Annotated in this window: 16 protein-coding genes and 1 tRNA gene; 3 read left to right on the top strand and 14 right to left on the bottom strand. The window is 31.0% G+C overall.

The window, feature by feature from the left end:
- Positions 1-213: 213 nt before the first annotated feature.
- The 6 genes from ACFQ0R_RS01645 to ACFQ0R_RS01620 form a co-directional block, all read right to left on the bottom strand.
- Positions 214-930 carry a hypothetical protein gene (locus tag ACFQ0R_RS01645; RefSeq protein WP_379656630.1) on the bottom strand — a complete coding sequence of 239 codons (717 nt, stop codon included), beginning with the start codon at positions 928-930 and terminating at the stop codon, positions 214-216.
- 92 nt (positions 931-1,022) lie between these two features.
- Positions 1,023-2,048 carry an AlbA family DNA-binding domain-containing protein gene (locus tag ACFQ0R_RS01640; protein WP_379656629.1) on the bottom strand — a complete coding sequence of 342 codons (1,026 nt, stop codon included), beginning with the start codon at positions 2,046-2,048 and terminating at the stop codon, positions 1,023-1,025.
- Positions 2,049-2,352: 304 nt separating this feature from the next.
- Positions 2,353-3,918, bottom strand: coding sequence for a DndE family protein (locus ACFQ0R_RS01635; protein WP_379656628.1), 1,566 nt, complete (start codon positions 3,916-3,918; stop codon positions 2,353-2,355).
- Positions 3,911-6,016: a DNA sulfur modification protein DndD gene (dndD, locus tag ACFQ0R_RS01630; protein WP_379656627.1), complete on the bottom strand. Its 2,106-nt coding sequence runs from the start codon at positions 6,014-6,016 to the stop codon at positions 3,911-3,913. Before dndD ends, ACFQ0R_RS01635 begins: the two co-directional genes overlap by 8 nt.
- A complete protein-coding gene (locus ACFQ0R_RS01625) occupies positions 6,013-6,195 on the bottom strand; it encodes a DNA modification system-associated small protein (RefSeq protein ID WP_379656626.1) in 183 nt (60 codons plus the stop codon). The genes dndD and ACFQ0R_RS01625 overlap by 4 nt, the downstream gene beginning before the upstream one ends.
- Positions 6,176-8,389 carry a helicase associated domain-containing protein gene (locus ACFQ0R_RS01620; RefSeq protein WP_379656625.1) on the bottom strand — a complete coding sequence of 738 codons (2,214 nt, stop codon included), beginning with the start codon at positions 8,387-8,389 and terminating at the stop codon, positions 6,176-6,178. Before ACFQ0R_RS01620 ends, ACFQ0R_RS01625 begins: the two co-directional genes overlap by 20 nt.
- Positions 8,390-9,470: 1,081 nt before the next feature.
- Here ACFQ0R_RS01620 and ACFQ0R_RS01615 point away from each other — a divergent pair.
- The 3 genes from ACFQ0R_RS01615 to ACFQ0R_RS01605 all read left to right on the top strand — a co-directional run bounded on the left by ACFQ0R_RS01615 (position 9,471) and on the right by ACFQ0R_RS01605 (position 12,513).
- Positions 9,471-10,004, top strand: coding sequence for a tyrosine-type recombinase/integrase (locus tag ACFQ0R_RS01615; RefSeq protein WP_379656624.1), 534 nt, complete (start codon positions 9,471-9,473; stop codon positions 10,002-10,004).
- A gap of 11 nt (positions 10,005-10,015) precedes the next feature.
- On the top strand, positions 10,016-10,948 hold the full coding sequence (locus ACFQ0R_RS01610; RefSeq protein WP_379656623.1) for a hypothetical protein: 933 nt from the start codon (positions 10,016-10,018) through the stop codon (positions 10,946-10,948).
- 158 nt (positions 10,949-11,106) lie between these two features.
- Positions 11,107-12,513, top strand: coding sequence for a BT4734/BF3469 family protein (locus ACFQ0R_RS01605; RefSeq protein WP_379656622.1), 1,407 nt, complete (start codon positions 11,107-11,109; stop codon positions 12,511-12,513).
- A 77-nt stretch (positions 12,514-12,590) separates the two neighbouring features.
- Here the strand turns inward: ACFQ0R_RS01605 and ACFQ0R_RS01600 are convergent, their stop codons facing one another.
- The 8 genes from ACFQ0R_RS01600 to nusB form a co-directional block, all read right to left on the bottom strand.
- Complete coding sequence (locus ACFQ0R_RS01600; RefSeq protein ID WP_379656621.1) at positions 12,591-13,793, bottom strand: site-specific integrase; 1,203 nt, start codon at positions 13,791-13,793, stop codon at positions 12,591-12,593.
- 276 nt (positions 13,794-14,069) lie between these two features.
- A tRNA-Asp gene (locus ACFQ0R_RS01595) sits at positions 14,070-14,143 on the bottom strand.
- A gap of 84 nt (positions 14,144-14,227) precedes the next feature.
- The gene (locus ACFQ0R_RS01590) at positions 14,228-15,157 is read right to left on the bottom strand and encodes a DUF58 domain-containing protein (protein ID WP_379656620.1); all 930 of its coding nucleotides are present in this window, start codon (positions 15,155-15,157) and stop codon (positions 14,228-14,230) included.
- A gap of 67 nt (positions 15,158-15,224) precedes the next feature.
- Positions 15,225-15,542, bottom strand: coding sequence for a thioredoxin (gene trxA, locus ACFQ0R_RS01585; RefSeq protein WP_379656619.1), 318 nt, complete (start codon positions 15,540-15,542; stop codon positions 15,225-15,227).
- A 95-nt stretch (positions 15,543-15,637) separates the two neighbouring features.
- The gene (locus ACFQ0R_RS01580; protein WP_379656618.1) at positions 15,638-16,198 is read right to left on the bottom strand and encodes a thioredoxin family protein; all 561 of its coding nucleotides are present in this window, start codon (positions 16,196-16,198) and stop codon (positions 15,638-15,640) included.
- An 84-nt stretch (positions 16,199-16,282) separates the two neighbouring features.
- Positions 16,283-16,588, bottom strand: coding sequence for a preprotein translocase subunit YajC (gene yajC, locus ACFQ0R_RS01575; protein ID WP_379656617.1), 306 nt, complete (start codon positions 16,586-16,588; stop codon positions 16,283-16,285).
- A gap of 5 nt (positions 16,589-16,593) precedes the next feature.
- Positions 16,594-17,067: a DUF1573 domain-containing protein gene (locus ACFQ0R_RS01570; protein ID WP_379656616.1), complete on the bottom strand. Its 474-nt coding sequence runs from the start codon at positions 17,065-17,067 to the stop codon at positions 16,594-16,596.
- A gap of 47 nt (positions 17,068-17,114) precedes the next feature.
- Entirely contained in the window at positions 17,115-18,056 is a 942-nt protein-coding gene (gene nusB / locus ACFQ0R_RS01565) for a transcription antitermination factor NusB (protein WP_379656615.1), read from the bottom strand.
- Positions 18,057-18,073: the final 17 nt, after the last annotated feature.

Below are 18,073 nucleotides of genomic sequence, written 5' to 3'. Positions count from 1 at the left end.
CTATCTTGAATTGAGATAATTAAAGAATCTTCTGTTCTAATCGATATTATCTGGTTTCGCAATTTATTTCTGTTTTAATGGCACGTTCCCGGCTATAATTTAGTTTCGGAAAAACACACAGGATTCTTCCGGTTGTTGCCGAAAGATATCAAAATACATTGAATTCCGATAATCAATTCAACCGCAATTAATTATAGTGTTTATTGTCCGTAGTTATTTTCCAGTAACATTGTCAACCCATTCAGCTAAATCGGTCAAAAATTTCTTTTGTTTGCCTTTTGGTTTGTCTTCTTGAATTATTTCTATTTCCACTTTTTCACGATCTAAATCAATTATGAATTCCTGAATATTTTTTTTATCAGAACTTTTATATTCAGTAAATAAATCTTCAATAGAATCAACGACATCTTCTATATTGAGAAAAATGTCTTCGTCGATTTCTTCCAGCTCACCCCAATTGTCTTGAAAGTACTCACAAACTTTTTCAAATTCCGTTGAAATTTTTTTTATTTCTAATTCATTTGGAAAATACAACAAAGTTGAAATTATTTCTAGATCGCTTAAATTTTGAAACTTGGCTTTCGGTGTATGTTTTTTTGATTGAGTTGATTGTTTTAAATTTTCGAAAACTATTTCAATAGTATGTGAATCTTCTAAATCTGAAAATGAATCAGCTATGTTGGTAGTCAAATCATCGTAATGCCAGTCTATTTTACTTATTATTTTTCTTTCTAATTCGATAGCTTCTTTTTCACTCAAATTCTCTTTAATAATCAGTATTTTAAATTGCCCGCCCAACTTTGCAACATATTTATCCCACTTTTCATTCCTGCTAGTTTTCGAAGATTTCCTATTTCCTTTTCCTTTTCCAACATAAAAAATTTCATTGCTATTTGGATTTAGATGTATGTATACATAATGTTCTTTCATAGTTACTGGCAAAGGTTTTTAGCTATGCTTTCATGCCGATTCTTGAATATAGCACTTTTTGGTATTAAGTTTAAGCTATATTATTGTACGTCTTATCTTTTAAGGAGGTGTTTCAAAAGGTTTTCTTTATTGGATCCAACCTGTTTTTCTTTATCTGAAGCAAGAATATTTTCCTCCTTTTGAATAATTAAAGTTGCTAAATTTGTAGTTGGTATACTTCCAGAAAAACTGAGTTTATACATCGAAGTTTTTAGCGGAGATTTTTTTCCTCCAAACTGGAGAATGAAATCCATTTCATAATTATGTTCGTCACCTAATTTTTCAAGATTAAAAACAAGCCTTTGGTGGTCTTCATGAGGAGCCCCATAATGTAAGGTCTTGATGTTGCCTTGATTAGTATACTCACTACCAGCCATGACGTAATTCTGAGGTAAACTACCGTGACCTCCTTTGAATACTGCTTGAGGACATATCAATCTAGCAGTAACATTATATTCATTTATTAACTTCGAAAAATTAACCAAGATTATGGATATATCAATAAACTGATGTTCTCCATTTGATCCAAATTTATTGAAATTTAGATATCCTTCGATATTAGGGTATGAGACTCTATTGAAGAGTGCTTCGATTAAATAATGTGGTGCCGGTTTGGTTTGACCGTCAAGCCTTGCGAAATATGTGTTTTTAAATTGATGTGGGCTGTAATTACTTTTTTGAATTTCAAAAACGTATACATATCCTTTATCTTTTTTTAAAGTTTTTACATTAACATCAACTGGCAATGGGGTGATTGAATCAGAAATTTTACTAATTAGAGAATCCTTATCAAACTTCTTATTGACAGGGCTTAATTCACCTTTAAAAATAACCGTCTCTTTTTCTTTTATTCCATGCGGTGCTCCCCAAATTAGGAGACCTCCATTTGAATTTAGAAGGGCGCAAATCCCACGAATTACTGAATCCGTATCTTTTTTAACTACACTTAGTTTAGGATGAAAGGATTTAAATTCAATATTGTCAGACTCTTCCTTTTCTTCGAGAAAGAAACCTTCAATATCGGAAATGTTTAATTCGTCTAACTCTTTGCCAAAATATTTTATTGCGAATTTTGTCATGGTCTATGCACTAATTGATTAAATATGTGTTTCTGGCGAGATAACAAGCGCAAGTTTTTCAGATTAACTATTAATTGCCAAAAAACTAACACTCTCGTTTAAGCAAAGTTTTAGCCATAAAATATTTGCTATGTTGTAAAACGTTTTAAAACATAGTCTTTTATATCTTTTCTCATTACCTCTAAATATTCCTTGTATATAAGAAAATGTTCTTTATAATTATCTTTTAGATCAATTGTATTATTTTTTCTGAGGTATACTTAAAATTTCGCATAGCGGTTCTCTTATGGCTTAAAGTGTTGCTTTATATATTTTCAGCTTTTTTCGTTTTCCACCATTGTTTTAATTCAATTAGCTTTGGTTCTCCTATATTTATTAGAGCTTTTCCCCCTTCCAGTTTTGCTAATTGATCATTTAATTTAACTTCGCTATTTACACTACCAAGAAATGGAATAATCCTCTTAGTAGATTTATCTTTAACATTAGCACAAATTGGAAATTGAATTTGTGACATAAAATTGAAGTCTTTGTAAATAAAATCTTGTGTTTCTTGAGCAATTAAAATTATAATTACTCCCATTGAACGTAACTCTCTTAACATTGACTCAATTACTGGTCTAGCATTTTTATGTTGCAAAAAATTTTGTGCTTCATCAATAATAATGATATGCTTTAAAGCTTTTATATTATTTGTAACTTCTGTGTCTCCTGATTTTTTTATATTATCATACATATACTTCAAGAGATTGAATGTTACGAATTGCTTGATCTCTTTTGTAACCTCTGAGGGCATTGAAATGTACGTGCTTTGATTAAAAATAGAATATGATTTGGATTCATCATAAATACCAGAGTTTATCAGTTGTTGAATTACACTTGTAGTTGTGTCAAACTTACCTTTATTTTTTTCTAATATATTATCTAATAAATCATCTAATGTTGGTGAAGAATTATTATCAAAATAGTAATCTTTTATTTCTCTTACCAAGCTAGCAGATTGAACTTGACCAATACTCTTAAAAAAGGTTCTTAAATCACTTGCAAAAGATTCAATATAGTTTTGATTACTTAAATCATAATTTTTTAATGGACTAAAAGGAAAACCATTTTGATGCTTAATATCTATGAAATTTGCTTTTGTTGAAGATAGAAAAGTATCAAGTTTTTCCTTAGTATCTGTTCCTTTAAAGTCAAAAAATGTAAAGTTGAGTTCAAAATCAGTTTGTTTAGAAATTTGATAAATTAAATCAAATACAAGTTGGGTTTTTCCTGATCCTGTTGTTCCTGCAATACCAAAATGACGACTTGTGTATTCTGTTTCATCATTAATTTTAATTTTAATCGGTTCTCCATTAAGTTCGCTACCTAGATTTAATTCAATAGGTTTATTTGTGCAATTAATTAAATTAGTTGCTTCTGCTTTTTTTGAATTTGAAACATATACATTAGACTTTCTTTTATTTAATCCTTTTTTTATTGGCTTTAATAGAAGTGATATATGCTCTCCTTTAGTAATATCAATACTATTTAATTTATTATGCCACTCTTCAAGACCATCTTTTAAATGAAGTTTATAAAGTCTAATAAAATCGTTTTCAGATAAGTCTTTTTTATAGTGTTGATCAAAAACACTCTTGTAAAGCATGTAATTATCAACATCATTTACTAAATGACCAAAGATGTTACTTGTTGGAGTGTATTCTCTGCCATTCTGAGGTAAACTGCTTTCATTTTCATCGAAAAGACGCCCATTTTCTATACTTAATGACAAAGCAATTCTTCCTGTAATTGTATCTCTTTTAAAATTATAGATATTAGTGATTCTATCTAATAATTCTGTGCTTTCTGAATCTATTTTAAATCTAATCATTTTTTGGAGTATTAAAATATCCGTTTTTTAGTTTTGTATTTGCTCCATCATTAAATAAAAGATAGGATTTCGAAATGTTATCAAAAATATCTTTATAACGTTTTGGTGTAATCTCACTATTTGTTGAAAATAAAACTACTTGTTCGGAAAGAGCTGGATAATATTTTTTAGTAATATTATCTCTATGTTGTTCATCCAGTCTACCAAGAGGTGTATCTATAAAAATTGGTAAACTTTGAATTGATTCATTTAATATCGCCTTTATCAAACACGAAATATAAATTTGCTTTTCGCCAGATGATAGGCTTTCTTTCCTTATTTCATTATCATCTTGATCTAGCAGTGTGATTTTCATTCCTTGACCTGATGCCAGAATAGTAACTTTTACATCTTCAATAAACTTGCTATTGTTTTTTTCACTTCCAAGTTTGTGCATTAATACCTTTAACTCACTAATAATAGTTTTTTCAAGACTGTCTTTATGTTTATTTTTTTGTTCTTCAAGAAATGATTTTAAGGCGTCTATGTATTTTTGACTTTCTTTAATTTTGAGTTTATTTTGGGCATTCACATCTACCTTTTTTACTAAAGTTAAAAGTTGTTGATTTAAACGAATGATATCACTCTTTAATTTTGTGATTTTTTGAATGTTTTCTCCAATTTTCCTGTTGTTTTCTGTAATATTATAATCAGCTGTTTCTTTTTTAGATGAATACTCCAAGATTAATTCATCCTCTAAATCAGCATCAACCTTATTTAATGTTTTATTTAATTCAGAAAGTTTAATTTGTACTTCATTAAATTCTTCAATTGTTATTTCAAATGAATCTTTTGATCGAGTGTTAACTAGATTTATTGAATCTGAAATTAAATTCTTTTCTGAATTATTTAGATCGTGTTCAAATTCTAATTCTTGATAACTTATATCAGAACTAAACAATGCTGACCCTAAATTTTTCGCCTTATCATAATAAAATAGCTTGTCCTTAAATGACAATGTAGAATTTTCTGGCTCTGGTGGTTTATTAAAAAGAAGTTCAATAAATTTCTCAATTTTTTCAGAATTTTCTTTTGATGAGTTTTGAGATATTGTATTTTTTTCTTGAATTTCTATATGTTCGCTGACTTCTTCAAGTTTTCCGGTTAAAATAGCTAGCGGTATTATTTCGCTTAATTCATTAAACCTTTCAGATAATTCAATTTCTTTTATTTTTAACTTTTCAATTTCAGATAAAATTAATTCCCTGTCAAATGTTGAATTTCCTTGTTTGCTATGTTGGGAGATAAGATTATTGTATTGTCTTATAGTTTTCTTTAAATCATCAATCTCTTTAAACTTTTCGGCATTCTCCTCTTCAAGTCTATCTATATCTATGTTAGATAGCTCAATTGCTTTTTCTTTATCTACAATTTGTTCTTGTAAGTTTTTTGTTGCACCTTCTTTTTTTAGGGCATTGATGTAAAACTCAATATCCTCAATTAGTGTAACGTATGTATCTAGTCCTAATATTTTCCCTAGTGCATCATTTATAAAACTTCCTTCCTCCTTAATCGACAAATTGGCTATTTCAGAGATTTTTTCTGCATCAAAGAATACGAACTTTGCAGCATCTATTGGAATTATATAATCATTGATGAAATTAATTTTATCAGCTTCATCATCAAACATTTCTATCTTTGATTTTGGATCTGAAATTGATAAAATTTCATTCATATCAGTAACATTAAAAGTTCTAGAGATAATAATGCTTTCGGAGTTTGAATTTAATTTCTTCAATTCTGGCAATTCAATTTCTGATACAACTATACTTACTGAAAATGTATTTTTATTTTCTTTCTTTGCACTCCAATTAATGGATTGTTGCATAAAAGATGAATAGTTTTTTTCTTTTTGAATTTCTTTTTTGAAGTTATCATCAATTTGAGAAATTTTTTCTCCATAAAGACACCAAACTATTGCTAATAAGAGATTCGTTTTACCATAACCATTTCTACCGCCTATCACTACTATATTTTGGTCGCCATTAGTTGACAAATCAATATTTACAACGTTGTAATATTGCCTGAAATTGTTAATTTCTATGTTTGATAATTTCATTTTATTGCTTTTTCTATGACATCATTAATTTTTTGCTGATGGTAATTATTTCTTTTTAGTAACTTTTTTGTTTTAACAGAATCCAACAGAGTTTCAATTGATTCGAAATTAACATCTTTGTTATTACAAATCTCTTTGAGTCTTTGGTTTTGCAATAATTTAGTTTCTTTTATTTTCATATTTTGTATATTGAAGAAGTTTTGCAACTTCGATAAATTTAATTTGTTCTTTACTGTCGAGTTCGTTTGCATCAAATAATCTACGTTGTTTGTAAAAAAATTGATATAAATTTTCTTCACCATTTTTATTTGCTGATGGTAGTCTGTGATTATTAGAAACAAATGAAATTAATTCTTGATACTTTTCTTTTGAGTTTAATCTTCGTTTACCATTAATACTTGGATATTTTGCTAATAAACTGTTTAGGCTATCTTTTTTAGTTTTATTAAGCTTTCCTTTGTTTATCTTACTTTTTTGAACATTAATCCAACGATACAGTTTTATTTCCTTTTCAGGCACTCTTTTTGAAAATGGAAGTCTTTCTTCTTTAGCAACAAAGTTTTGAAGCATTTCAAACCTTTGTTCCCAGCTTTTTTTATCAGTTTTCTTAATCACTGATATTCTCTTAAAATTAGATTCGTATTTTTTTGTTGATAACCCTATATGGGAGCCTTTAAAAAATATGTATAAACCTGATTCATCAAGTTTTAAGTTTTGAAGAATGCTATGTTGATTTGATTTTGGACGATATTTTAAAACGTGTCCAGTTATATTTGAAATATGTTTTGGTACGGAAAATTGCATTAAATATTCTTCGACAATATCCCTTATAGTACCTCCCTTGAAATCATTCAATTCATTTTCCCATTTTTTTAATCCAAATACACTTTTTCTACCAATAGGGACAAAACCATTTTTTCGTTTCATTGAAACTCTAATCTTTGCTTCTTCCGTATCATAATTAGGATGAAGTTCTTTCACTTTTTGAAAAATCTCTTTAACCTTTGATGGCTTCCCTAAATGTTCAAGTGCCTCATATGAATATTCATGTACCTGCCGATTAGTATTTCTTTTAAAATTTATGTTTTCTTCTAAATCAAGATAAATTTCAAATTCTTCATTAATTATCTTTTCACAGATTGGGAACAATAAATATAAATTATCAAAATTGTTATTTGTTAAAAATTTTGACAAGTAGCTTTTAAAATTAAAAGAATAAGATTCTTCAATTCTTTCGCTGTTCCTGCTTGAAATGTCGTTAGTTAAGGAGGTAAAATCGATTTCCGAGGCTAATTCTTTTTCAACTATATAAAAGTTTTTCCAATTGTGCCTATCGCGCGGATTAGAATAATTGAGTTGAAGCACGTCTTCATAATTTCCTACTATTATAAATCTATCTTTAAGGTATGCTAAAAGTATATAAGTGATGAATTCTCTAGAAAAATGAGTGTTATTTGATTGGTTTATTTTGTTTAAAATATCTTTATTAATTTCAATATAATTAGATTCAATATCTATACTGTATTTTTGAAATAAATCTTCATTGAAATTAGAAACAAAAAGTAGCTTGGTAAATAAATCGTTAAGACAAAGTTTTCTTATTTGTCTAACCCTTTCTCTTGAAAGGTCAACTTGGTCAGCAATCTCATCAAGCGTTAGCTCCTTTTGATCTTTGAATAATTTCAAGGCTTTCTTGACTATTATTGTCTGAGTGTTATCAAAAAATGCGTTTTGATTTAAGAGGAATTCTGTAAGTTGAAAAATAGATCCTGATTCTAATATGTTACCAGGAACCAAAGAGATATCGAATGTTTGTTGTATTAAGAATTTATTTTTTAATGCGTTTAAGTACTTCTCATCTCTTGTTTGACTTACCTCAAATATTAAATCTTCAATCGTTGAAATGTAAATTTCTATTTCAGGAACACATCTTGCTCCAACGTTCTTCATGTTTTGAACATTGAAACTATCCGAAAGTAGTATTCTTAAGGAAAAGTTTTTAACCTTAAGGTTGTTATTTAAATGCAAAGAGATTGCGTTCTTACTTCTTACGGATAAGCTATTAGTATTAACTAATATAAAACTATTTATTACTTCTCTTTGAACTCTTGTCAAATTTGAAATTATTCCTTTTAAAGGCTTTTCTTTTTTGATTTCAATTTCTTTATTTTCAATATATTCATCTTGATATTTATTACATATATCGATTAGTTCCTCATTTGATTTTCTTCCGCAATTTCGAAGTTTTTCAAAAGATTTATTTTTGTAATAATACTTCTTTAAATCAGGTACAGAGTATAATTCATTGTATTTGCAAACGTTGTAAGACCTAACACTTATCTCTTCTTTTTTATAGATTTCGTCAATTGTCATTCTTTTTACAAATAAGGTTTATTCTTTAGAATGTCCTAAAATACAGTTATTTTATTTATTCATTTTATGGTTTCCCTCATTTCTTTCCAGTTTCGGTGAAAAAGCTCTTTTGTTTTCTTTTAGGTTTGGCTTTTGTGTTGTCAAAAAACAAAATGTACTGTTTGTGCTGCCAGTTTTAGCTTGTTTAAAACGCATCCTATGTTTATTTGCATTATTCATGGATAAACACATATTTAAATTAATTTATCTTAGATTATTTAACCTTTTAAAAACTATAAAGATTGTTTCTAGAGCACCGCTGCATCTTAAGCTTTTTTTCATAACTCTGTAACCAATATCGATTACCTATATCACAAGAAATAAATACAACTTTACAAAATATGAAACAGCGAGAAGAATTAGAGAAGACGCCAAACTTGAGTCACGAACAGCGGAAGGAAATAATGACTTATCCTCCTTATTGGCAGGGTACACTGAGCGAAGCGGTTCAACCCGGGGAGTCAGTAAAAGAAGTGTACGAAGAACTGAAAGACTTCGAGGACATGATATAGAACAGAAGCTGTTATTTACAACTAACACTGTCATATAAAATAATCAGGTACTTAAAGAAAAGCCCCGGGGTCATTTTTTTTAAAAATAGACACCCCCCTATCGTTTATATATGAAAATTAAAATTGAGGTAAAACGGCTACATACCGTAAGAAAAAAGGCAGTCAAAATTTTCTTTTTTTACCCTTACCCCCCCCTTTCATTCTACATAGAAAGATTAAAGAAATTTAAGATTTTTTTTGAGAACAAGAAGATTTTTACCCAGTCATAAACTTTACTAGGTAGATAGCAAAATAACTTTACAACTCTATTGAGAACACCTAACTATAACTATCTAACTCTTTGACTTAAATAATATCATAAGTAAAGAGGTATGCTTGAAAATTAATAATTAGCCAATAAATAATAATGTTCATTAATATCATAAATGAACATTTATAGGTTTCATAGAGTATTAGCTACATATTTATTTTGATAATGTTCAAAAATGTGCTATTTTTGATGTAATTGATCATTTATAAACTTCAAATTTATGACAGGCTCAACTTATTTAGATTTCGACAAAGCTTTAGGAAAAGGCATGCGTTTAATTAGAACAGGAAATAATCCCAGTTTCGGACTTCTGATTGTGACAGGAATAAACCTGGGACTAAGAATTTCTGATCTATTAGATTTAACCTACGGTGAACTTAGAGGTGAAAGCTTAAAGATCATTGAAGGCAAAACAGGTAAGAAACGGAACTTAAAAATCAACCATCATATTAAGACTGCATTAGAGTTCTTTGCAGAGCATCCAGATACTTTTCATGCCTTCAGAAGCCAGAAAGGAACTGTCTATTCTATTCAACATGTAAACAGGTTAATAAAGAAGTATTTTAAGGGCAGAAATGTCTCTTCTCATAGCCTTAGAAAAACTTTCGGAAGAAGAGTTTGGGATAACAATCACCAGTCTGAGAAAGCACTACTATACCTGTCTGAGCTGTTCAATCACACCTCGGTAGCCATTACAAGAAAGTATTTAGGAATTCGCCAGGAGGAGCTTGATGATATATATATGAATCTTTAATTTAATACTTTATGAACTATTTAAAATACGATAAAGAAGATTTAAACTCGATATTTAAACCTTGGAAAGAAACAGAGTTTGAACACTTTCTAGACCGAAAAAAATTAAAGCGTCCTCTAGTTAAGAGCATCTCTAAAATTTATCCATTCGCCAATGTACGTTTCATGAGTGAGGATGGATGGGACACATTAGAGCTTGAAGATATGAAAGAAAGCTCAACTGAATATTTAGAATCAGCTCAGGTTTTATATGATTTTGATTCATTTCATGAAAAAATCGTTTTAAAGGAATTTGAAAATGATGTCCAAAATTATGTTTCACGACTTAAAAAGAACTATATAAATTATATTGATGAAGGTATAGTATCAGGTACAGATTCAGAAGCTCATAAATTCTTTCATGATCATCTAAAAGCCTTAAATGATGCCTACAATTCATTGAAAGAGCTCCCATCGAATGATCTTCATAAAATACAACAGATCATATCAAAGATTCACCAAGAAAATTATCTTCAAACGTATGAATACTTTTCAATAAATTACAGAGATCATTATGACCACTTGCTCAAGAATTTTAAGGTAGGGGAAGTGTCAAATAATGGTTCAGGAGCTCACGATAACATTCTCAAGTTCATTATTCCAGGCAAAGAAAAATTGTTCTTTAAGTTCGAAGAAGAGCTATCTCAAAGAGATTGTTTAAACAAAACTGGTAATCTGTGGAAAATGGATGAGAAAAAGAGTCTTTTAATGTTTTATATCTATTGTAATAGTCGCGGGATAATCAAGCCTATATTTAAAGACACGGCAAAACCTTTAAAAGCATTAGAAAGCAGATACAATTTTGAAGTTGGAGGACAAAGGAAGCCAAGTAAATGGATAAACAAACCTAATTACAGTCAACAAATGGCTGAAGCCGAATTTTTCTTTTTAAAAAATATTAAATAGCAGTTCCCTTTCCATTCCCCTCTTAAATATTTCTGTTATTTTTTTCTTCAGTAATGCCGGTATCTCAGCCGGCATTTTTCATTTTCTATAATTCCCCTTTTTAGTTAAAAATCTAGTGTTTAAATACTTATGCACCATAATAATAAAACAATTAAATTATGGGAATCAAAAACAATTCACTAGTAAGAGAAAACAGTAATGACAGAACTACCGATCTAACCGATCTTGAAAAATTTATGAGAACAGATTGTATACCTTCTTATAGGTGGAAAGAATCTAACTCAGAAGAAAAACAAGTTGATGATACGGTTAGTATTTTCAATTCCGTAAAAGATCCTAAGGTTAAAGATGAAATCTCAATTGAAAGCGTCCTTAGTAACATTAAGGTTGGTAGAACTCATAAGAGTACTATCTTTAAAGCAAGAAAGGCAGGAAAGAATACAAGTCTGTATGATCATCTAAAAACGACTCAAATCTTAACGTTTAGCCCTAATGCCTCCTTTTATGAAAAAAGAGCAGTCAAAAACCTAAAAGAGCTCACTGGGTTAATGTATTTAGACTTAGATAATTGCACAGAACTTGAAGCTTCTCCTTTTATTTATGCTTCTTGGTTATCCCTTAGCGGAACAGGAAGAGGAATTCTCGTAAGAACAAAAGGGGTTAATACACATAACTTCAAAGATGCATATCACTCGGTAGCTAAAGAACTAGGCATAGAGGCAGACCCACAGTGCGTTGATATTACCAGGCAGGTAGTCCTATCATATGACCCGGATATCTTCATTAATAAAAGCAGTCAAACTTTTATCTACAAGGAAGGAATAAGTAAAGAGGAGGAAATAGAGAGCACAAATACCCCCTTGGAGGTAGCACTTAAAAAAGAAAAGAGAGAGAAGTGCGACCTTAAAGGGGGTGCTTCTACTGAACATACAAGATGGAATGATCTAGACAATTATGACTTGAAAGGTAAGGAATATGTTATTTTTGATGAAAAGAAGTATTTCTCTAAAGCTTTTGTTCCACAAAGGATACCAACAGGTAGAAGACATATTACAGTTTCGTCATCATTACATCAACTGACAGCCTTAAATCTAAACTGGAGTGATCAACGTATTGAAAACTTAGTAAACAATCTTAATAGCTACTGTGATGAACCATTACCTAAACATGAAATTCAACGCATTCTTGCAAATCTTCTCAAGAAGAAAAAATCTGGTGACTTAAAGCCAATAAAGAATTTTCCCCGATATGTTATATTTTCTGACAAAATACCAAAAAAAGAGAAACAAAGCATAGGTGGCAGAATTGGCGGTAAAATAAGTGGAAAAATCAGAAGGGAAGAAACTATAGCTAAAATTCAGAAATGCTTAAATGATTGGGATATTCAACAAGGTAAAGCAACCAACAAAGCGATAGCTAAATGTGCTGGAATAGCTCACAAAACTATGGACAAATATTCAAAACAGTTTAAAGAGCAAAAGGAAGAAATAAATAAAAAAGTTAAAGATGAAGAGATCAAGAACCTCAAAAAAGAGGGCAATAGAGGCACTTCAGAAGAGAAATAAGTCAAATTTGAATGAAAGACTTTGTATAGCATAAACCCCGCTTAAACTGCGGGGTTAACTCTTTATATACTTAGTAATTAAAAGAGTTTTGAAATCCTTGAAATCTCCTGATCCACTTTCTTATTCAGAATCTCACCGTAATGAGCTTGAGTAATCCCTATTCTTGAATGTCCCAACAGCTTACTAACAATTTCGATGGGAACATCATTTAAAAGCAATACAGTTGTAGCAAAGGTCTTACGGGCTATATGATGTGTCAACCTTTTCTTGATTTTACATACAACTGCAATTTCCTTCAGGTAAGCGTTAAAATGGGCATTTGTTTTTGAAGGTAAGAGCTTTCCACTAAAAGTATTACTACTGCCACTATTATACTTTTCAATTATTTTCTTAGCTTTTGGGAGAAGAGGAATATACACTGTCCTACCTGTTTTCTGTCTTATAATTTGAATTACTAGGTCACCTGTAGATGTAGTTTGAAGATTATCAGCAGTCAAATTGTTCATTTCCTTAAAAGCTAATCCGGTATAACAGCAAAACACGAAGCAATCTCTAATTTCTTCTAATCGTGCTAAATTTAAGTCCTTATTTTCCAGATCCTCCAATTCTACTGAGGTTAAATAAATAATCTCCTTTCTTACAGATTTTGGTTTATGGAGCATGAACGGGTTACTTTGTATATATTCCCGGGCAACAGCGAAATTGATCATTTTCTTAAATCGTTGAGTAGTTTTATTAATTGTACTCTGTTGCATCGACTCTACTACTTTCAGATAATATTCAAAATCAGTAATGAATGGGAACTTCAATCCCTCAATTTTTATATCCTGTTGCTTATATTTCCACCAAACATATTTTTTTAGATGCTCACAGGTATTCTCAAACTTTTGCCAGGACACCTTCTTTAACTCCTTCCCGACTAACTTCTCATAGTAGTTATTGTGCTCTTTAACAACTCCAAGAAGCGTATACTCTTTCTTAGTCTTTTCACCTTTGAATACATTGATAATATCACCTACAGCATAATCTTTAGCTTCTACTTCTAATAATAAATGGATTTTATCAAGCTTCTGTCGAATTTGATTCAACCGGGAGTTAATCACATTTGAATTTGAAACCGCTTGTGTCACCTCCTGAGATTTGTTATTCCACCACTCTGGCTGAACCATAATACCTGTAGAGAACTCTTTCCTAGATTTTTCGATTGTAATTCTGCACATAATTGGCAGTTCACCACGCTTGTTGACCTTTTTCTTTTTAATTAAGAATAACACCTTCATAAGACTCAATTTTATTGATTAATAAAATGGGTCACCTCAGAAATAAAATGGGTCACCTCTGAGGTCACCTTATTTGGTCAAAATGTCTTTTAAAGGATGTAAAATGAAGAGAAACTATTGGNTAAAGGATGTAAAATGAAGAGAAACTATTGGAAATAAAAAAGCCCTTCCTGTTTGGAAAGACTTCTAGTGGTTTAACTTTCTAAACCTAAGAATGATTTTACACATTCACAACACAACTTCTTAATAAGATTTCCACTTATGTGAAAATTAAAGCGGTCTGGACGAGACTCGAACTCGCGACCCCCTGCGTGACAGGCAGGTATTCTAACCAACTGAACTACCAGACCGTTGCTTAATTGCGAGTGCAAATATAAACCCAATTTTTGATTACACAAACATGTTTGGAAAAAATAATTCCACAAAAATTGACCTTAGGACTTTAGCTTCTGTTTTTCAACTAAATAAGTCGATAAAATTTTTTCGAAATTTTTTCGAATGTCAGCTTCTACATATCTGATTTTATACTTTGCACAGGTAAGTTTTACTTCTTGAATGAATTCGGACATCCTTTCGACATATTCATTTTGGAATTGCTGGGTATGCAAATCTATTTTGGCTCCAGTTTCTAAATCAAAAAAACGTTTGGGAGCTTCATCAAAATCAAAGTTAACTTCTGTTTTGTGATCTAAAGTATGAAATAGCACAACCTGATGCTTATTGTATTTAAGATGCCTTAAAGCTTCAAATAAATCTGCTCTGGATAAATCTGCTTGAAATAAGTCTGTAAAAAGAAATACAAGTGAACGCCGTTTTAGTTTTTCTGCAATTTCATGAAGAAATTGATAAGTATTGGTTTTTGTATTTTGCTGTGGTGTATTAATACTTTTTTCCAGCTCATTATAAATCATATTGTAATGCAGGCCACTCCCCTTTTCCGTCGCTTGGAACCTCAACTCTTCATCATAAATTGAAAGCCCCACAGCGTCTCTCTGCTGATTGAGCAGTTGCATGATAGAAGCAATAGACAATGCAGAAAAACTGACCTTATCGAGTTGTGATAAAGAGGGAGATGAAACTTCAGGATAATACATGGATGCCGATTGATCTAAAATGAAATGACATCTAAGATTGGTTTCCTCCTCAAATTTTTTAGTGTAAAGTTTATCTGTTTTACCATAAAGCTTCCAGTCTATATGTCTCGTACTTTCCCCTGTATTATATAGCTTATGCTCGGCAAATTCAGCAGAATATCCATGAAAAGGACTTTTATGGATTCCAGAGATAAAGCCTTCTACAACTTGTGATGCAAGCAATGGAAGGTTTGTAAGGTTTGACTCTCGCAGTGTATTTTTTAAATCCATATGTGCTAAAAATAAAAAAGGCCTGGTTGAATACCAAGCCTTTATATTTAAACAACCTTACTGTAAATTACAATACGTTGTCAATTGCTTCTTTATATGTCTCTTTTTGAGCGACACCAACTTGACGATTTACCATTTCTCCGTCTTTAAATAAAAGAACGGTTGGAATGTTTCTTACACCATATTTTGCTGCAAATTCTTGATTTTGATCTACATCCATTTTTGCAACGACCGCCTTGCCTTCATACTCTGTGCTAAGCTCATCTATGATAGGACCAACCATTCTACAAGGACCGCACCAAGCCGCCCAAAAGTCAACTAATACTGGTTTATCACTATCCAATACTTTTTCTTGAAAATCTTTATCTGTTACTTCTAAAGCCATAATATTATTGTTTTATACAAAATTAAGTTTTGTTGTGGGATATATAACTTAATAATATATTAATTAATCTTATTTAAGAATCAATGGTTCTTATGTTAATAGGTTCTCCATTTGATATTGCAGCCCATACTTGGTTTTTGCTGCTCAGGAACTGGTCTGTTATTTAAAAGAGCATCTAAAGCTTCCCTTATACTTCTCCCGGAAGTCGGAATACCGTTTTTAGGTCTTGAATCGTCTAATTGCCCTCTGTACACTAACTTCAAAGCCTCGTCGAAAACATAAAAATCTGGAGTACAGGCAGCATCATAAGCTCTGGCGACTTCCTGGCTTTCATCATACAGGTAAGGAAAGGGATAATTGAGCTGTCTAGCTGTTTTAAACATCTCTACCGGATGGTCCTGAGGATAAGCCTTTACATCGTTGCTGGAAATCGCTACAAAACTAAACCCCAGAATTCTATAATCATTTGCTAATCTAACAATCTCTTCATTCACATGCTTAACGTACGGACAATGATTACTGATAAACATAAGAATAGTCCCCTTTTTTCCTTTGAGCTGCTGTAAGGAGTAATGAGTACGTGATATGCTGTCTGGCAGTTCAAAGCTCGGAGCCTTAGTGCCAAGCTTCAACATATTTGAGGGAGTTAAAGACATTCTGATTTTTAAATTTATGCTCAAATTTAAACAAAAAAAGCTATCGTTTCCGATAGCTTTTGAATCACTTTATACCTAAGAAAATTATTTCTTTTCTGGTTTCTTTTCTTTTACTGGGGCATTGATTTTTTGAGTTAGCTCATATGATAAGGCAGACTTGTCAAAAGTCATTTTACCTGAACCTGTTTCAAGAATAACAGCATCTAACTTTTCGCTAATATCTGCTACTTTTCCATGCAAACCACTTTTAGTAACTATTTTATCTCCACGCTTGATGGATTCAATAAAACTTTTTTCTTTCTTCTGTTTTTTCATCTGTGGCCTTATCATAAAAAAATAAAGCACTACAAATATTAAAACTAAGGGTAATAAACTTCCTATTTGATCCATATATATTATTTAACTGGTGAACCAGCATTGCTATCTTTTGGATTAACAAAAGCCTTGATTCTAAGAGTTTCTCTTCCAGATTCTGTATTGGCAGTAATTCTTACCGCTTTCATTTGTTGGTTTGGCTTACCTCTAGTATTAAATTTTACTAGCATCTCTCCTTTTTCACCTGGAGCAATAGCTTCTTTTGTCCATGTTGGAACAGTACAGCCGCAACTAGAAGTTGCATCGGAAACTATAAGAGGTGCATCACCGGTATTTGTGAATGCAAAGGTGTGTTCTACAACTTCTCCTTCTTCTACTGTCCCAAAGTCAAACTCTTTTTCTTCAAATTCCATAACAGGGTATGCCTGAGTTTTAGAATCACGCTCTTCTGCAATTTCCTTTTTAGACTCGTCAACTTTTTCTGAAGCTTTGTTATTGCAAGCAGTAAGTGATAGTGTAACTAATGCTACTAGGGCTAACATTATTTTTTTCATGAGTGATAAATTTTAAATTAATTTCAAAAATATGACAAATTGTGCAATTACATTAAGCCTCGGCCTATTTTATTAATTTTACCATTGGTCTGATATTCCTTCGACACCGTATCCAGAACTCCATTTATAAATGTACTACTCTTAGGAGTGCTATATTCTTTAGCAAGTTCCAGGTATTCATTTATAGTAACTCTTACAGGGATTGACGGAAACTTCATAAATTCACACAAAGCCATTTTCATAAGAATACTGTCAATCTCTGCTATTCTGTCTTGGTCCCAGTTTGGTGTTTTATTTTTGGTTATTTCAGAAAACTGTGCATCTGCAAGGAGTGTTTTGGTAAATAGCTCCCGAGCAAAGTTTTCATCTTCTACATTTTTATATAAACGCGGAATTGATATAACCTCATCACTTTCCTTTTGCTTCTGAAGAAATTTCAACAACGTTGTATTTACAATAGGAAAATCATCTATCCATGTCAAATTATGATCTTCGTAATAATCATACAAATCATCGTTGGGTGCTATAATTTCTTTGAATATACCTACAATGAAATCTTTGTCTTCCTTGAAGCTCGTCGTTTCTGTAAAAATATAATCTGCATAAAGATCTGACTCCAAAATTTTATTCCAAACTAATTTCGGATACTCATCATCTTTAGACCAGTGGTTTAATTTTCTACCTTCAATAAGTTCGCTTAATGCATGACTACTGGTTATTCTCTGCAGAAGCTGGTTGTTGATGAATTTTGTATTAGGATTTTTCTCTTCCTGAGTAGCAAGAAACTTCTTTTTTACAATATTGTAATAGTCTTCAGCCTGACTTCTTATGCTAACCAAGAGTTCTAAATTGAGTAAGAAAAGATTGTACATGTCTTCTGTGCTCTTTTTTAAAAATTTCTCTTCAGCTTGCATAGAGTCTTTGCTACCTTGATGGAAAGCATAAAGAGATTGCATTACCTTGGCACGAATATGTCTTCTTGTTAACATTTGTAAGTTCTAGAATT

The organism is Psychroflexus salinarum, from assembly GCF_042677225.1.
Lineage (GTDB): Bacteria > Bacteroidota > Bacteroidia > Flavobacteriales > Flavobacteriaceae > Psychroflexus > Psychroflexus salinarum.
Note: the sequence above shows the minus strand (reverse complement) of the source record. Positions and strands in the feature narration are given on the sequence as shown.

Coding starts and splice junctions, on each gene's coding strand:
- ACFQ0R_RS01605 (WP_379656622.1), top strand. CDS start 11,107: ATGGGAATCAAAAACAATTCACTAGTAAGAGAAAACAGTAATGACAGA.
- ACFQ0R_RS01635 (WP_379656628.1), bottom strand. CDS start 3,918: ATGATTAGATTTAAAATAGATTCAGAAAGCACAGAATTATTAGATAGA.
- ACFQ0R_RS01580 (WP_379656618.1), bottom strand. CDS start 16,198: ATGTCTTTAACTCCCTCAAATATGTTGAAGCTTGGCACTAAGGCTCCG.
- trxA (WP_379656619.1), bottom strand. CDS start 15,542: ATGGCTTTAGAAGTAACAGATAAAGATTTTCAAGAAAAAGTATTGGAT.
- ACFQ0R_RS01570 (WP_379656616.1), bottom strand. CDS start 17,067: ATGAAAAAAATAATGTTAGCCCTAGTAGCATTAGTTACACTATCACTT.
- ACFQ0R_RS01590 (WP_379656620.1), bottom strand. CDS start 15,157: ATGGATTTAAAAAATACACTGCGAGAGTCAAACCTTACAAACCTTCCA.
- ACFQ0R_RS01600 (WP_379656621.1), bottom strand. CDS start 13,793: ATGAAGGTGTTATTCTTAATTAAAAAGAAAAAGGTCAACAAGCGTGGT.
- dndD (WP_379656627.1), bottom strand. CDS start 6,016: ATGAAATTATCAAACATAGAAATTAACAATTTCAGGCAATATTACAAC.
- ACFQ0R_RS01645 (WP_379656630.1), bottom strand. CDS start 930: ATGAAAGAACATTATGTATACATACATCTAAATCCAAATAGCAATGAA.
- ACFQ0R_RS01615 (WP_379656624.1), top strand. CDS start 9,471: ATGACAGGCTCAACTTATTTAGATTTCGACAAAGCTTTAGGAAAAGGC.
- ACFQ0R_RS01620 (WP_379656625.1), bottom strand. CDS start 8,389: ATGACAATTGACGAAATCTATAAAAAAGAAGAGATAAGTGTTAGGTCT.
- nusB (WP_379656615.1), bottom strand. CDS start 18,056: ATGTTAACAAGAAGACATATTCGTGCCAAGGTAATGCAATCTCTTTAT.
- ACFQ0R_RS01610 (WP_379656623.1), top strand. CDS start 10,016: ATGAACTATTTAAAATACGATAAAGAAGATTTAAACTCGATATTTAAA.
- ACFQ0R_RS01640 (WP_379656629.1), bottom strand. CDS start 2,048: ATGACAAAATTCGCAATAAAATATTTTGGCAAAGAGTTAGACGAATTA.
- ACFQ0R_RS01625 (WP_379656626.1), bottom strand. CDS start 6,195: ATGAAAATAAAAGAAACTAAATTATTGCAAAACCAAAGACTCAAAGAG.
- yajC (WP_379656617.1), bottom strand. CDS start 16,588: ATGGATCAAATAGGAAGTTTATTACCCTTAGTTTTAATATTTGTAGTG.